Annotated in this window: 5 protein-coding genes; all 5 read right to left on the minus strand. The window is 63.9% G+C overall.

The window, feature by feature from the left end:
- Positions 1 to 6 precede the first annotated feature (6 nt).
- Positions 7 to 1320, minus strand: a complete 1314-nt coding sequence (locus GPJ75_RS08955; protein WP_163267264.1) for a YeaH/YhbH family protein — start codon at positions 1318 to 1320, stop codon at positions 7 to 9.
- A 25-nt stretch (positions 1321 to 1345) separates the two neighbouring features.
- Complete coding sequence (locus GPJ75_RS08960; RefSeq protein ID WP_163267266.1) at positions 1346 to 3295, minus strand: PrkA family serine protein kinase; 1950 nt, start codon at positions 3293 to 3295, stop codon at positions 1346 to 1348.
- A gap of 295 nt (positions 3296 to 3590) precedes the next feature.
- Positions 3591 to 4187 carry a methyltransferase domain-containing protein gene (locus GPJ75_RS08965; protein WP_163267268.1) on the minus strand — a complete coding sequence of 199 codons (597 nt, stop codon included), beginning with the start codon at positions 4185 to 4187 and terminating at the stop codon, positions 3591 to 3593.
- A 237-nt stretch (positions 4188 to 4424) separates the two neighbouring features.
- Positions 4425 to 8984 carry a DUF7507 domain-containing protein gene (locus GPJ75_RS08970; RefSeq protein WP_163267270.1) on the minus strand — a complete coding sequence of 1520 codons (4560 nt, stop codon included), beginning with the start codon at positions 8982 to 8984 and terminating at the stop codon, positions 4425 to 4427.
- A gap of 524 nt (positions 8985 to 9508) precedes the next feature.
- Positions 9509 to 13198 (minus strand): DUF7507 domain-containing protein, encoded by a 3690-nt coding sequence (locus GPJ75_RS08975; protein WP_163267271.1) that lies wholly within the window; start codon positions 13196 to 13198, stop codon positions 9509 to 9511.
- Positions 13199 to 14077: the final 879 nt, after the last annotated feature.

Here is a 14077-nt window from a genome sequence, read left to right on the forward strand (position 1 = left end):
CCGCCCTCAGCTACGTGCCTGCCCGAGGGGCTGCCTGGCGAAAAGCTTGCGGAAGACAGGATAGATGTCCGCCGGACGGGCGATCCGGGTCATCTGGAAGTTCGGCCAGTTCGCGCCGACGGTCCGGTAGGCGCGCCACAGCGACGTTCCGTTGTCGGTCGCCCCGAAGATCTCCGTCTCGCGCTCGTCGATGATCTCGATATAGGCATAATACTGGCAAAGCCGCATCACCGCCTCGTGAAGAAGCGAGGCGCAGCGCTCCGAGTCGCCGGCGATGTTGTCGCCGTCGGAAGCCTGGGCGGCATAGATGTTCCACTCCTTCGACGGATAGCGCTCGCGGATGATGCCAAGCATCTCCTCGAGCGCGGTGGAAACCACCGTGCCGCCGCTCTGCGTCGAATAGAAGAAGGTCTCCTCGTCCACCTCACGCGCCTCGTGCGTGTGTCGGATGAAGACGATGTCGATGCGCTCATAGCGCCGCTTGAGGAAAAGGTGCAGCAGCACGAAGAAGCGTTTTGCCAGGTCCTTCTCCCGCTCGCCCATGGAGCTGGAGACGTCCATGAGGCAGAACATCACCGCGTTGGCATTGGGCAAGGGCTGCGGCTCGAATCGGTTGAAGCGGATGTCGACGGGATCGACATAGGCAATGACCCGCCGCCGGCGCTCCAGCTTCTCCAGTTCCTGGCGCAGCGCCTCCAGGCGCCGGCGTCTCTCGGCGGTGGCCGGCTTCGCCTCCAGCGCGGCGATCTCCTCGGCCAGCGCCTCCACCTCCTTGCGTTTGGGGCGGTGCAGTGCCAGACGGCGGCCGTAGCTGTTGCGCATGGTGCGCCCGACATTGATGTTGGTAGGCGTGCCGGTGGTGGCGAAGCCTGCGCGGCGCGGCTTGTAGGCGACGGCTTCCTTGAGGCTGAGCTTCACCATGTCGGGAAGCTCCAGGTCCTCGAAGAACAGGTCCAGCACTTCCTCGCGGGACAGCACGAACCGGAAGTCGTCTTCGGCATCGCCCGTGCCCGCGCGGGAGCCGCCTTGACCGCCGCCCGAAGCCGGCTTCGGGATGCGGTCGCCCGGTGTGAACTCCCTGTTGCCCGGCAGCACGTATTCCCGCTTCCCGCTGCCCCTGGCGTTCTGGAAGGACGGCTCTCTGGTGCCGTCCTCCGGCATTGGCACGGAATGCTTCGCGTCGACGTCGGCGATCTTGCCGGCCTTGACCTGCTCCTTGATCGTCCGCTTCAACTCCTCCCGCGCACGCTTCAGGAAGCGTCGCCGGTTGCCGAGGCTCTTGTCCTTCGGGTTGAGGCGGCGGTCGATGAAATTCGGCATGGGTGGCCCCGTGGGTCCCGCTTCCTCAGCCGGCCTTGTTCACGCGCATGTACCAGTCGACCAGCCGCCGCACCTGACGTTCGGTGTAGCCGCGTTCGACCATGCGCTCGACGAAGTCCGCATGCTGCTTTCCTGTCTGGCTGTCCTTCTTCGAGCCGAAGCTGATGACCGGCAAGAGGTCCTCGACCTGGCCGAACATGCGCTTCTCGATCACCTCGCGCAGCTTCTCGTAGCTGGTCCAGGAGGGGTTGCGGCCATGGTTCTTGGCACGCGCCCGAAGCGTGAACTTCACCACTTCGTTGCGGAAGTCCTTCGGGTTGGCGATGCCCGCCGGCTTCTCGATCTGCGACAGTTCGCTGTCGAGAATCTCGCGGTTGAGTATCTGCCCCGTGTCCGGGTCCTTGAAGTCCTGATCCTCCAGCCACGCGTCCGCATAGGCGATGTAGCGGTCAAACAGGTTCTGGCCGTACTCGCTGTAGGATTCCAGATACGCCTTCTGGATTTCGTGGCCGATGAACTCCGCATAGCGCGTGGCAAGCTCCGACTTGATGAAGTCGAGATACGCCGTCTCCGCCTCCTTGGGGAACTGCTCGCGCCGGATCGCCTGCTCCAGGATGTACATGAGGTGCACGGGGTCGGCGGCGACCTCCTTTGTGTCGTAGTTAAAGGTCTCCGACAGCACCTTGAAGGCGAACCGCGTGCTCACCCCGGTCATACCCTCGTCGACGCCGGCGGCGTCGCGATATTCCTGCACGGACTTCGCCTTGGGATCGATGTCCTTCAGGTTCTCGCCGTCATAGACCCGCATCTTGGTATAGAGCGGCGAGTTTTCGTGCTCATGAAGCCGCGTCGACACGGTGAAGCGGCTGAGGATATCGAGCACCTCCGGCGCGCAGGGGTTATCCACCAGCTCACTCTCGCGCAGAAGCTTCTCGTAAATCAGCTTCTCCTCGGTCACCCGTAGGCAGTACGGCACCTTGACCACCAGGATGCGGTCGAGGAAGGCCTCGTTGTTCTTGTTGTTCTTGAACTGGAGCCATTCCGACTCGTTGGAGTGCGCCACGACGATGCCCTGATAGGGAAAGGCGCCGAAGTTCTCGGTGCCGTTGTAGTTCCCCTCCTGGGTGGCCGTCAGAAGCGGGTGCAGCACCTTGATCGGCGCCTTGAACATCTCGACGAATTCGAGCAGCCCCTGCGTGGTGCGGTTGAGGCCGCCGCTGTAGGAGTAGGCGTCGGGGTCGGCCTGGCTGTAATTCTCGAGCTGGCGGATATCCACCTTGCCGACTAGCGCCGAGACGTCCTGGTTGTTCTCGTCGCCCGGCTCCGTCTTGGCAATGCCGAGCTGGCGCAGGCGGGAAGGCGTCAGCTTGACGACGGAAAACTTGGAGATGTCGCCGCCGATCTCGTCGAGCCTCTTCGTCGCCCAGGGCGAGATCAGGCCCGTGAGCCGCCGCCGCGCAATGCCGTACTTGTCCTCGAGAAGATCCGCCATGCGCTCGGGATGGAAGAGCCCGAGCGGCGATTCGAAGACGGGGCTGACCTGCCCGCCTACCATCAGCGTATAGATCGGCCGCTGCTCCATGAGCTTCTTCAGCCGTTCCGCCAGAGACGACTTGCCGCCGCCGACCGGACCCAGAAGATAGAGGATCTGCTTGCGCTCCTCGAGCCCCTGGGCGGCATAGCGGAAATAGCCGACGATCCGCTCGATCGTGTCTTCCATGCCATAGAAGTCGGTGAAGGAAGGATAGACCTTGATGGTGCGATTGGCGTAGATGCGGCCGAGGCGCTCGTCCGCACTGGTGTCAACGAGGGTCGGCTCCCCGATGGCCTCCACCATGCGCTCCGGCGCGGTGGCATACATGGAGGGGTCATCGCGACAGGCGAGGAGGTATTCCTGTAGGCTCATCTCCTCGCGCGTTGCGCTGGTGTAGATCTCGGAAAAGAGATCAAAGACTTCAGATTCGCTCCTTTGCATCGTGCTCTCTCGTGACAGGGCGGTTAGAGGTCCGGGACACTGCCTGTCGGCTCCTGCATTGGTCGGAACGATTTCCCGCCTTCAAAGGTTCCTCGCAGGAACTGACGCGACTCAACAACCAATAGTGAAGCGTACCGCAGACCGTTTTATGGCGATAGGTGCGTTTCACCCTCGCCCTCCTTTATTATTATATCTAAGCACGCTTTCGTCCTTTTGCAGGGTGTCCGGTAGCGATTGTTCGGTGAATTCTTGCCGGTCGACATCCGCCTTTCGGCGGAAGCCGGACGAATGATCGTCAGCACTTTCGCTTGAAGATCGCCATCTGCGAAGGCCCGCCGAGGCGCGGAAGCCCCGGAGGCACATCCGCATACCGGACGGCATAACCGTTCCGCTGGCCAACACCGTCCGCCCAGGCCCGAAACCGTTCGCGATCCCATTCGAAGCGATGATCCGGATGGCGGAACCTTTGCGGCGGGACGCCGAGAAAAGGATTATACGCGCTATTCGGCGTCGTCACGATCACGATTGCGGGAACCAGGGTTTTGAACACGGCCTGCTCTACACCGGGGAGGCGATGCGGGTCGATATGCTCGATCACCTCCAGGAGAACGGCGGCATCGAAACCCTTGAGATATTCGGCAGGCTCCGTCAGCGAGGCCGCGACGATCTCGATCTCCTTCTTTGTGCCGGCGTCGAGAACGCGTTGCCGCGCGCCGGCAACGGCTTCCCCCGAGACATCGACGCCCGTGATGCGGCGGATTCCCGGCAGGGCCGCCAGCGCCAAGATCAGATCGCCGTCGCCGCAGCCGAGGTCGAGCACGCTCTTCACTTCGGCCCTGTCGAGCTCGGCGACGACGGCGTTGATGCGGCGGCGATGAAGCGCACTCGTCATGCGGCCGTCATCCCCGCCCGCTCGACCTTCGCCGCGGCACATGGCCGCAAACCGCTCATGAACGTCTCCGCATCTTCCATCCCGCGGCGATTGTGGAGAACGGCCCGCCCCCGCGCAAGACAGGCAGAAGGGGGTTAAGTGAGAAGCGGGGAGGGCAGCCGTGTCTTCCACCCTTCTTGGCTTACCACCTTGCCCCGGCCGATCGCACGGCGATGGCCGGGGCCGCTCTGGCGCTTCCTACTGCCGCGTCTCGATCCTCGTTTCGATCTCGAGGCGGTATCGGCGCGGCCTGGCCTTCCACAGACTGGCGATCGCGCGATGCAATTGCCGGACCCGATGACCCGCCAGCTTGCGGTTGGCAGCGGCATCGACATAGGCCAGCCGGAGCACTGACTCCTCCCCCTCCAGCATGCTGATGAGACCGGGCAGCTGAGCCAGCCATTCCTGCCTCAGATCGGCAAGGCCCGGCTCGAAGGCGGCATCGTTGAGATCGACGCGCACCACCCGGCCGATGGTGGCGGCGAAGTTGAGGCGCGATGCCTTGCCCGCCGTCAGCCGCACCGTCCTCGGGTTCTCGCTGATGAGCCGATAGCCCGTCGGCAGCGTGCGCGGGTCGAGCTTCATGATGAAGGTCGAGCCGATGCGCCCGTCCGGCAGGTCGGCGCAGGCGACATTGAAGCGGCCGTACTTGTCGGTCGTGATCAGAAGGCCCTCGACCGTGGCCACCCGCACGCCCGCCAATCCCGGCTCGCCTTCGTCCTGGTAGCCGTTGCGGTTGATGTCGTCGAACACCTTGCCGAGGATGTCGCCGCAGTCGAAGATGGGCTCGATGACCACCTCCACCTCGGCCATGCCGACATTGGAGACCACGTCCACGACACTGTCTCCCAACACCATCTGCGCCCGGTTGACGAACTTGCCGGGGCTGACGGCGGCCGAAACGCCGAGCTGCATGTCGACGACGATCTCCTCGTCCGGCGCGTACGGGATGTCCTCGAAGATGAGCCTGCGGCCCTCGATCTTCGGCTCGTGCGCCGTGCCGCCCACCGTGGCGGTCCCCTCGATATAGGCGAAGCCCGCCGGCATCGTGTCGATCAGCGTCACCGGCTCGGTGAGGCCGTCCACCTCCAAGGGCGCCATGGTGATGGTGTAGGGCACGCGCTGGCCGCGCCGCACTTCGGCGAGGTGGGCTGTCTTGCTCACGTTGAAGCCGGGCAGCTCCGCCACGTCGGCGCCCTCCTCCACCGTGTCGACCGGCTCGCCGTCGCGCGCCGAGATGCCGGTGGCGGTGGCCGTGTTGGTCACCCCGTTGGTAACGCCGGCCGCGTTCGCCACGTCCTCCTGGCTCAGCGTGTAGACCGCCGTGAAGACCGCATCGTCCTCCGGCGCCAGCGAGGCCACCGACGCCGGCTTGAAGGCCGAAAGCCTGCCCGTGCCGCGCTTGCCGTTGAAGCTCGGGCCGGGATCGTCGGGCGCCACCTCCTTCGCCGTCACGTTGCCGACATTCTCGATGGTCACCCGGTATTCGATCTTGTCGCCGGCCCGCACGAAGCCGTCGGGCAGGATGGATTCCTTCCCGCTCACCTTCAGGTGCGAGACCTCGGGGATGGCGGTGCGCACCGGATCGTCGGGGATGCCGTCGCCGTCGCGGTCCACGTTCTCCGCATTCGTCGGGTCGTCCGAAAGGCCGGTCACCGGGTCGACCGGATTGCCGTCCTTGTCGAGGGGCGGCTGGCCCGCCACCAGGCCGTTCACCTCCACATAGCCCCTGTCGATGTCCTCCTGGGTCAGGATATGGGTGCCCGTGAAGGTCTCGCTGTCGCACTCGCCCGCCCCGAGCTCGGGAACCGGCCCGCCGTCGACGATAAGCTCTCCCCCTTCGCCGGAGTCCGTCACCGTCGCCTCGCTCAGCGTCACATTGCCGGTGTTGCAGACCGTCATCGTGTAGCGGACCGGCTCGCCCACATCCATGACGCCGTCGCCGTTGGTGTCCTCATGCTCGCCCTCCAGCTCCAGGCGGATATCCGGTTCGTGCGGCAGCTCCTTCTCCGTCGGATCGCCCGGCACACCGTCCTTGGTGCGCGACGTCTCTTCGAAGGTGTTGGTGTAGTCCTCGTCCGTCACGGTAGCCGTCATCTCCGCCACGTTGGCGAGAAGCCCCGCGTCGAGCTCTTCCTGGGTGACCGCGTGCCAGCCGGTGAAGCTGGTGTCGTCCGTCCCGCCGGCCGGGATCGGCGCGGCAAGCGTGCCCTCGATCACCGCGTCCGGATCCTCGATGACGATGTCGGTGATCGGGATGTTGCCGGTATTGATGATGGTGAACTTGTAGTTGATCCGGTCACCGGCGGTGAGGCTTCCGCTGTCGTCCCGATCGTCGAATGCGTCGAGCGCTTCCTTGACGAAGTCGCCGTCGCCGAAGGGAACCTTCGTCTCGGTCTGCGTCCCCGGCACATCGTCTTCCCCGTGCGATTCGACCGGCGGTATCTCCTTTCCGTCGGGGTCCTTGCCCGTCCCCGTTGCGAGGTTCTTCACCGATCCGCTCTCGATGTCGGCCTCGGTGATCGTATAGATGCCCGTGAACGTGCCGGTGTCGATGTCGCCCGGATCGAGCTTGGCGACCGGTCCGCCCGCCATGCTGACCTTGGTATCGGTGATGACGATGTCGGTGAGCGTCACATCGCCGATATTCTCCACCGTGAAGGTGTAGGTGATCGTCTCTCCCACATTGGCGAAGCCGTCGCCGTTCTCGTCGTTCATCGTGCCGGTCTTGATGATGTCGAGCGCCCCTTCCCGGGGAAACTCCGTCTCCGTCGGGTCGTCCGGGTCCCCGTCGCCGTCGCTGTCCTCGTCCTTCAGGTTGGCCGGATCGTCGGACGTGTCCTCAACCGGCGTCCCGCCCTCGGTCTCCCCCGTGGCTATGGCCGAATTCGTCACCGAGCCGCTGGCGATGTCGGCCTCGGAAAGGGGATAGGTGCCGGTCAACGTCGCGCTGGCGCCCGGATTGAGCGGGTTGGGCACCGTGCCCTGGAAAGCGCTGATCAGCGGGTCCTCCACCGCGATATTGAAGATCGGCACCTCACCGGTGTTCTGAACCGTGATGGTGTACTCGATCGGCTCGCCCTCCTTGGCGAAGCCGTCGCCGTTCTGGTCCATCCACGCGCCCGTCTTCTCGACCGCAAGCCGGGCGAGCTTCTTCGTCACCGTGCTCGTGTTGTTCTCAGGGGCAGGGTCCGGGGTATCACCTGGATTGGTGACGGTGGCCGTGTTGACGAGATCCCCGGTGAAGTCCAGCGGCACCGTCAGGGTGTGCGTGAAGGTGACCGAACTGCCAACGGGCAGGTTCACAGGCACATCTGCGATGGCGCCAGTGCCGCTCGCCACGCCGCACGTGGCACCGTTCGTCGGGCTGCCGCAGGTCCAGTTCGCCGTGGTGATGCCGGCGGGAAGCGGGTCGCTCACCAATGCGTTCTGCACGCCGAACGGGCCGTCGTTCGACACTTCGATGGTGTAGGTGACATCCGCGCCTGGCACGTAGCCCTCCTCACCGCCCTCCTTGGTGATCTGTAGATCGGCCTCGATCAGCCTAAGGCCGATATTGAAGTCTGGATGATCTCCTGTCGCCGAGTCCGCACTGACGACGTTCAGAACGCCGTCAAGTGGCAGAGCGCCCGTCGTGCCATAGGTCGCGTTCGGAGTCTCGCTTACAACCGCATAGCCAGCAGGAGGGGCGACCGCAGCCACCTGCCCGAGTTGGGGCGCTGAATCGAGCAATATAAGCCTCTGCCCGATATCCGCCGTCGAATAAGCGGCATTCTGAAGCAGATAGGTGCCGTCCGCAGCGACCTGGACAAAGTCGATAACAGTGTCATTCGCGCCAATCACCGCAACATACGGCAGAGGACCGGAAACGGTCTCGTCTCCCGCATCGAAGACACCATTCTCATTGTTATCTACATATATCTGCCCCGAAATTCTTGCCCTCGCCATCTCGATGAGAAGATCATCGATGGCAAGATCGTTTCCCGCCGCGGTCACAAAGTCCGGAGCGGAATTGAAAAAGTTAAAATATACCGCGTCGCCCACATGGTCGACAGGCAACTGAAAATTGACGGTGCGCTCAATCCAGGGGAGATAATCCTGATTCCCAACGGCGCGCGGTACCTCAGTCGAATTGTCCGGATGGCTTGCATATAAAGTGCCGGCGCCACCCGGTTGGTCGCGTACGGTAAGGCCAATATATGCGTCGTAGAAACCATTCCCAGCGTCGTATGCTATGAGATTGGCCGTCCAGTAGCTCATCCGATAGGTCGCGCCCGGGACGTCGGACGTCGCGGCCTTGAAGAGATAATAGGTGCCGTCCGCCTCACCGTGCCGGGTTGGGTCGGCGTTGAATATAGCCATGTACTCCGTGCCAGTCGTGTGGTCGCCGGCATGCTGCCAATTCTCTCCCGTGACGGCGTCGATGTGGTCAGGGTTCTTGACGACCGCGTAAGTGCCGGCATCTGTGGAATTCGGCAATGCTCTGTAACTGGTGGTTCCCGGGAGCATCTGGGCACCGGGATCCTGGCTGGAGTTATCGACGCCGGTCTCGAAGGTTTCGGCTACCAGCGTTTGCCAGATTGCCTGCGCATGAGCAGTGGACCAACCCGCGCTGACGACAACTGCAGAAAATGCGAGAAGGGGGATCACCGAGGCAACGGCAAGCGAAAACGCACCCCCCGGCGCCCGTCGCAATCCGCCGGTGGCCAGCGGCCGGTAATGCGCAGCCGGTGCTGCGCGACTGATATCGTTTGACATTGTGCTTTTCCCTGCCTTCGCTCTTTGTCCTCGAAAGGCCGCGGCGGACGCACCGCGCGGCGTGCTTGACTTCGGGGCAGGGGGAGGTTCGCGTAGTGCTGCCGGCAGCGAACGGACGAGCCGGCCCGCGGAAGCTCGCTGGCCAGCATCGATCGCTTACGGAAACATAAACGCTGTGCACTCCGTATCGTCCGACATGACGCCTTTCCCTGCCTTTGCCTTTTCGGCTTGGAGAGCTGCGGCTGACGTAAAGAATACGTGGGGGCGCAGCACGCTCGCCCCTGTCGTAGGAAAGACGCAGGTGATTCGTTCAGTTGCGATGGGGTATGCTTACGGTAGTCGGCACTTTTCCAACCGCTCGCACTCGGCAAGGGAAACTGGGGAGGCCGAGGCTGCTTGGGCAATTCCAGGAAAAGTGGAAACCGGTTTTCCGTCCGGAATTGGGCGGCAAAAAGCGCCCCGCGCAAGCGGCGGGGCGCTGTCGAAGCCGAAGGTGGGAAAGCAGCGCGGAAGGGCTGACGCCCTTACTCGCGTGTCTCGATCCTGGTTTCGATCTCGAGCCGGTATCGGCGCGGCCTTTCCTTCCACATGCCGCCGATGGCGCGGCGGATGTGCCTCATGCGGTTGGCGACGAGCTTGCGGTCGGCGCCGGCGTCGACATAGGCAAGGCGCAGAACGGAGACCTCGGGTTCGAGCAGGGCAATGATCTGCGGCAGCCTGACCTGCCATTCGGGCCTCAACTCCAGCGCCTCCGGCTCGAAGGCGGCGTCGTTCAGGTCGAGGCGGATCACGCGGTTCACCGTAGCGGCGAAGTTGAGGCGCGAGGCTTTACCTGCCGTCAGCCGCACGGTGCGCGGGTTCTCGCTGATCAGTCGATAGCCCGTCGGCAGCGTGCGCGGGTCGAGCTTCATGATGAAGGTCGAGCCAATGCGCGCGTTCGGCATGTCCGCGCAGGCCACGTGGAAGCGGCCGTGCGCGTCGGTGGTCACAAGCAGCCCGTCCACTGTCGCCACCCGCACGCCGCCGAGCCCCGGCTCGCCCACATCCTGGTAGCCGTTGCGGTTGAGATCGTCGAACACACGGCCGATCAGGTCGCCGCAGTCGAAGACAGGCTCGGTCACCACCTCCACCTCCGCCGAGGCGATCGCGGAGACTGCCGTGCCATCGGCAAGGACCACCCGCGCGCGATTGACATATTTGCCGGGGCTTGCCGCCCCCGACACGCCAAGCCGGTAGCTGATGACGATCTCCTCCATGTCGGCCGTGTAAGGCACATTCACAAACACCAGGTCGCGGCCACGTATTTCCGGCTCGACCGGCCTGCCGCCGATCGCCGCCGTGCCCTCCAGGTAGGTGAAGCCCCGCGGCGTGGTGTCGATCACCGTGACGGGCTCCTCGCTGCCCTTCTCTATACTCCGTGGCCTCAACGTGACGGTGTACGGCACCGTTTCGCCGCGCCGCACTTCGGCAAGGCGGGATGCCTTGTCGAGGCCGAAGCTCGGCAGCTCCGCCAGGGACGTAGCCGGCTCGACGTCGTCGATCGGCTTTCCGCTGCGCGCGGAAGCGCCCTCGGCGGAGGCGGTATTCTCGCTTTCGCCCGATTGCAACTGCGCATTCTTCACGTCCTCGGCGCTCAACACATAGGTGGCGATGAAGGTCACCGGTGCGTCGTCCGGCGTCAACTCGGCCAGCGGAACCGGCCCGCCATCTTCCAGAGTGAAGGCCGACAGCGTGTTCGTGCCGCGCCTGCCGCCGAAGGTCGGTCCGGGATCGTTCGGCTTCACGTCCTTGGCCGTGATATTGCCCACATTATCGATGGTCACGCGATACTCGATCACATCGCCGGCCTTGGCGAAGCCCTCGGGCATGACCGTCTGCTTATCCGTCACCTTCAGCTTCACCTCTTCCGGCAGCCGGACATGGGCCGGATCGTCGGGGGTGCCGTCGCCGTCCAGATCCTCATCGGCCGGGTCGGCCGGGTCGTCCGAAAGGTCCGTTACCGGGTCCGCCGGGCTGCCATCCGCCTTCGGCGGCGGCGTGCCGACCCCCTCCACCTGCAACAACACTCCGCCGGCATCCAGATCCTCCTGGGTCAGCGTATATTCCACGGTGAAGTTCGTCTTGTTGGACTCCCCCGGCTTGAGCACGGGGATCGGCCCGCCTGCAACATCGGCCACAGGTGTCGTCGCTCCCGGCACCTCGGGTGCTTTCACCCCGGCGACCGTCACATCGTTCAGCGTCACATTGCCTTTGTTGGTGACGATGACGTCACACTGGAGCTTGTCGCCGGCATCGATGATGCCGGTGCCGTTCGTGTCCTTGGGCGTGCACACCAACTCGGTCTCGATACCCGGCGTCGCCTCCAGCGGCGTCTCGGTCTCGTCTCCTTCGACGCCTTGCTCCGTACGGGATTTCTTGGTGAACGTCCCGCCCCCCGTCGTCGTCGCCGTCCCCGTGGCGAGGTTCTTGAATACGCCGGCGTCGATCTCCTCCTGCGTGATCACGTGATAGCCCGTGAAGCTCGTATCGTCCTGGCCGCCGACCGGGATCGGCGCGGCAAGCGTGCCCTCGATCACCGCCCCGGGATCGTCGATTGCGAAGGCCTCGATCGCCACGTTGCCGAGGTTGACGATCGTGAAGGCGTAATTGATGCGGTCGCCCGCATTCCCCGTCACCCCGTCGCCGTTATGGTCCACCACGCCGACCGACGTCTTGATGAAGTCGCCGTCCCCAAAGGGAATGTCGGTCGCCGTCAGCGTGCCCGGCGTCTGCCCCTGGTCATGCGACTGCGCCGTCACATCGTTGCCGCCCGGGTCGGTGCCCGTCGCCGTGGCCGTGTTCTCCACGCGGCCCGCCGCTATATCGTCAGCGGTGATCGTGTAGGTGGCCGTGAAGGTGGTGCTATCCGTCGCCCCCGCCGCAAGCGTGGCGATCGGCCCGCCCGTGACGCTTACCTTCGGATCGGTGACCGTCACATTGGTCAGGTCGACATCGCCGGTGTTCTCGACCGTGAAGGTGTAGCCGATCGTCTCCCCGGGCTCTGCATACCCGTTGCCGTTCTCGTCGTTGAACGTGCCTGTCTTGGTGAGGTCGAAGGTGGAGGCGCCCTCCTCCAGCTCCGTCACCGTCGGCGTGCCCGGCGTCTGCCCTGCGTCATGCGAATCGGTCGTCACCGGATCGCCGCCCGGGTCGGTGCCCGTCGCCGTGGCCGTGTTCTCCACCTGGCCCGCCGCTATATCATGCGCCGTGATCGTGTAAGTGGCCGTGAAGGTTGTACTGTCTGTCGCCCCCACTGCAAGCGTGGCGATCGGCCCGCCCATGACGCTTACCTTCGGATCGGTGACCGTCACATTGGTCAGGTCGACATCGCCGGTGTTCTCAACCGTGAAGGTGTAGCCGATCGTCTCCCCGGGCTCGGCGAAGCCGTTGCCGTTCTCGTCGTTGAATGTGCTTGTCTTGGTGAGGTCGAAGTCGGGGTTCTTCTTCAGCTCCGTCACCGTCGGCGTGCCCGGCGTCTCCCCCACGTCGTGCGACTGCGCCGTCACCGGATCGCCGCCCGAGTCGGTGCCCGTCGCCGTGGCCGTGTTCTCCACTTGGCCCGCCGCGATATCGCCCGCGGTGACCGTGTAGGTCCCCGTGAAGGTAGTGCTGTCCGCAGGATCGCCCGGCGCCAGAGTGATAGGTCCACCCTGCACGGTTACGAGAGGGTCGGTGACTGTAATCCCGCTAACCGTCACGTTGCCGGTGTTCTCAACCGTGAAGGTGTAGGTGATGGTCGTCCCATCGTCACTCAACGTGCCTTGCTTGAGTACGTCGATGGCCGGATTTGCGGGGATCGGCACCTCGGTCGGGCCCTCGGGCTCCCCCGGGCCGGGCCGCGAGCGGGCGACGAACTCGCCAGCAGTGGCGTGCGTTCCCACGCCTGTGGCCTGGTTCTGGATGAGGCCCGCATCAACATCTTCCTGCGTCAGAACATATGTCGCGGTGAAGGTCGCCTCCTCCTGGGGCTGGAGCGTGCCCTGCGGGGAGCCACCGCTGTTGGCGACGAAGGTGGGCCCGGAAGTCAACTGCAGCGGTGTGCCGTCGGCGCGCTCGAGCACATTATCGTCCACGCCGGTTCCCGTCAGCGTGTCGATGCCGATATTCCTCACCACGATAGTGAATGTGACGGTTTCGCCCGCCTCGGTCGCGCCGGTCGACGCAGTCTTGGTCACGTCCAGAGCTTCGACGCCGAGCGCGAAATTGACCAGACAATTATCTTCGTTACCGCCCCAGGCTTCCACGAAAAGGTCTTGCGTCTCGGCCGTCGCCGTGAAGGCAAAGCTATAATAACCCCAGGTTTCGTTGGGAACCGTGAAGTCTTGCTGAGTAGTGCCAGTCGAAAGTGTTAATCCAGGACATGATTCATACACGATTATATTGCTACCAGTGTCCCACGATACTTTAGCTCCCATGCCGAAGAACGAAATCCGGTATTCTTGTCCCGGGACGAGGCCTGTCATCTCGGTCGCGACAGACTCGGCGACTTTCCCGTCGTTGTTCGTCTGCACTATCATGGATTCGAAAGTAGGGTCTCCAGTCGGAAGCGGGGGAAGGTCCCCGTTCTCCCACGCGACGGGAGTACCAAAACCGTTATCGACCCCTGCCCCCCACCCATCAACCGAAGAGCAATCCGGAGTCGAAACAACCGCTCGCCAACCGTCAGGCACCGTATTGTAACCCAGTTCACACGGAGATGTCGGCGGAATGTTCTGCGCAGTAGCGGGCGTTGCGCAAAGGGCCAACAGCACCAGAAGCACGACGGCGGGCAGCGCGCGCGAAAGCTTCTCCGTGCGCCAAACCGATTCAAGCCGGGAGCGAAGGCGGCGGATGATGCCCGCCGCGCGTGGCCGCGCGCGGCCCACCATCCAAAAGCCAGGCAGATTCCATCTCCCATGCTCCTGCGTGCCACGGAGAAACCGGCGGATTGATATGTTGGGCATAAGGAAGAACTCCCTTGCTTCATGACGATGGTTGTCGGGGTGACACATATACGGGGACGCGTACGGGGGAGCTGCGCTTCGAGCGCGAGCAAAAGATCAGCGGCACTATAG

Origin of the sequence: Chelativorans alearensis (assembly GCF_010993735.1) — a bacterium.
Taxonomy (GTDB): domain Bacteria; phylum Pseudomonadota; class Alphaproteobacteria; order Rhizobiales; family Rhizobiaceae; genus Chelativorans; species Chelativorans alearense.

Bases quoted from the DNA above. Each gene is read 5' to 3' on its own strand.
- GPJ75_RS08955 (WP_163267264.1), bottom strand. From the start codon at position 1,320: ATGCCGAATTTCATCGACCGCCGCCTCAACCCGAAGGACAAGAGCCTC.
- GPJ75_RS08960 (WP_163267266.1), bottom strand. From the start codon at position 3,295: ATGCAAAGGAGCGAATCTGAAGTCTTTGATCTCTTTTCCGAGATCTAC.
- GPJ75_RS08965 (WP_163267268.1), bottom strand. From the start codon at position 4,187: ATGACGAGTGCGCTTCATCGCCGCCGCATCAACGCCGTCGTCGCCGAG.
- GPJ75_RS08970 (WP_163267270.1), bottom strand. From the start codon at position 8,984: ATGTCAAACGATATCAGTCGCGCAGCACCGGCTGCGCATTACCGGCCG.